This window comes from Streptomyces sp. MnatMP-M17 (assembly GCF_900091995.1).
In the GTDB taxonomy this organism is placed as follows: Bacteria; Actinomycetota; Actinomycetes; order Streptomycetales; family Streptomycetaceae; genus Streptomyces.
On record NZ_FMDK01000492.1, the window covers coordinates 1 to 2,482 of the forward strand.

Below are 2,482 nucleotides of genomic sequence, written 5' to 3' on the forward strand. Positions count from 1 at the left end.
GACGGCGCGGCGGCCCGCACGGCTCCGGCCAACGCGCGGCCCAGCGGTGCGGCCAGCCCGAGCGCGCCCCGCTCCTTGTGCGCCAGCACAACGGCCCGTACGGCGTCCTCGTACGGCGCCGCCGCGTGCACCACCGGCAGTCCCACCGGCTCGGGAACCGGCCGCACCCGGCACGGCCACGTCCCGTACAGCGCCCGTCCGCACTCCTCGCACAACGGCGTCCTGGGGCTGCCGCACCCGCCACAGGCGACCGGCAGCACCAGGCCGGTGATCTCGCGCCACCACCCCCGCATGGGACCCACTGTGCCAATGACGGAGGCGCCCGGCCACCCTTGTGGATAACTGGTTTCGGTAAAGCCCGAGGCCGCGGCGATCCGCTCCGGCCGAGGCGGCCACTGCCCGTACACACGCGCCGACGTGGAGGTATGCAACGGCCCGCTCCCGGCGGGCCTCATGGGCACGGTCAGCCGGGATAGACCGGTGACGAGCCGCTCTCGACCATCGTCTGCCAGTTCGCTCCCATGGGCAGCCCCACGATCCCGGCCTCCTGGGTGTCGGCCACCAGCGGCTGCCGGTCGTCGTCGGCCGCCGCGATCGCCGTCACCGGGGACAGCCCCGGCAGCACGCCGGCCGCCGAGGTCGATCCGTCGGTCTGGATATAGCGCACCTGCTCCACACCGCCGGACTCCTTGCCGACCACCACCAGCCGGCTGGGCCCTGCCCAGGACACCGCCGTCACCGACTCCATCTGCGGCGCCACGGGCTGGAGTCCTCTCACGGACACCTCGGACTCGGGCCCGGAGCCATCTCGCTCCACCCGCCCGATCCGCAAGGTGGTCCGCCCGTCCTCGGACAGCAGCATCGCGATCCGCACACCGTCCGCCGACACGCGCAGCGCCTCGATACGGGCGCCGCCCAGCCCGTCGATGGTGACCGGCCGCGGCGCGCCCGTGCCCTCCGCGAACCGCAGCAGACGCGGCTGCCCGGGATCCCGGTCGGCGATCCAGAGATCTCCATGTCCGTCCCAACTCGGCGCGGACAGCCGGTCCTGCGGGCGTGCGCCCTTGCTCTCCACGAGCGGATCGCCCAACTCGCCGTCCGAGAGTATGGAGGCCACATGGAGCGACTTGGCGTCCTCCGAGACGCCCGCCGCGTGCTTCTCGTCACGCGCGACCGCGACCGAGCCGAGCTTCGGCCCGTCCTTGCCGAACGGCCCGACGACACGCACCGGGTCAACGCTCTCGTCGGCGCCGATGTGGAGCGTCGACAACCGCCCGGCGCTGTCCACGAAGTACGGGTTGTCGGGACGCCCTGTGGTGCGGTCGGGCGCGAACTCCTCGGCCTGGTCGCCGCTGAGCACACAGAGCGAGGATCCGTCCGCCAGCAACTCGACCTGACTGACCGGCGTGGAGGTCAGGTCCCGCAGCGTGAAGAGCAACTGCGCCGCCATCTTGCGGCACTGGCTGCGTCCCGCCTTGGACGCCTTCTCGTTCAGCGGCACCTTCAGTGCGTTCCGGTCGTCGAACTCCAGCGATCTGGTGCCCTTCTGAAGGGCCGTACCGGCCGGGAAGGGCGAATCGACCACCGGCTTCAGCCAGTGCGTCGGTCCGTCAAGCAGGACCTTCACCGCCTGGGTGACCGGATCCATCCGTGTCGTGGGGTCTATTCGCTGCCGGATGTAGACCGGGTCCGCGACCAGCCAGTTCTCTCCCGAGGCAAAGTAATACTTGTTCATGGAGCGGTAGTTGCGCTGGAAGTCCGACTCACCGAGCACCAGTCCCGGCGGCAGGCTGTCGATGCGCCACTCCTTGGTGTCCGCACCGGTCTTCTCCTGCACGAGATGGATCGTTCCGTTGTACGGCGTCGGCCCGACCGGCTGATAGGCGTGCGCGGAGTCCACATCGGCGATCCGGTCCCCGTACAGCGGATAGGTGCGACCGGTGTCACCGGCGCCGGCGGGCGGCTCCTTGACCGGGGCGGGATCGGGCGCGGCGCGCAGTACGGTCGTGCTCTCGCCCGGCTTCCAGTCCCTGGACGCCTCTTTCGTCAAATACTTCCTGGCCATCGCGAAGTCGGGATCGTCACTGGTCATGGCCTCCAGGAAGCCGTCGACGATCTCGTCGGGCCCGGCCTTCTCCCGAGGCGGCACGGCGTACACGCGCACCTGTGACTCGCCGGGCGGCGAGGCCTTCACCGGCTCCACGTCACCGCTGTCCGGGATCGACGCGCATCCGGCCAGCAGCGCGGCGACGGTCGCCAGCAGGGCCGGCGCGCGCATCAGCCGTCCCAGACCGTACCGACGGCGGTCAGCGCCCACGAATCGTGTCCTCCCGCTCCGTAACCTGCTGGGTGGAATCGCCGGACCCACCAGGGCTGGGCCCAGCGCCGGGACCGTCGCCGGAGAGGGGCTCCTCGGCGGGGCGCGCCACCACGCGCGCGCCGCTGCCCGGCATCGCCGCCGGGTCCACCGCCACGGCGGGCA

1 protein-coding gene and 1 pseudogene are annotated in these 2,482 nt (G+C 71.6%); both read right to left on the minus strand.

The genetic code is table 11. From position 1 onward, the window contains the following. Positions 1-293: pseudogene (locus GA0115259_RS21975) on the minus strand (ComF family protein); the annotation flags it as partial. 170 nt (positions 294-463) lie between these two features. After that, positions 464-2,317, minus strand: coding sequence for an LpqB family beta-propeller domain-containing protein (locus GA0115259_RS21980; RefSeq protein ID WP_093599930.1), 1,854 nt, complete (start codon positions 2,315-2,317; stop codon positions 464-466). Positions 2,318-2,482 lie beyond the last annotated feature (165 nt).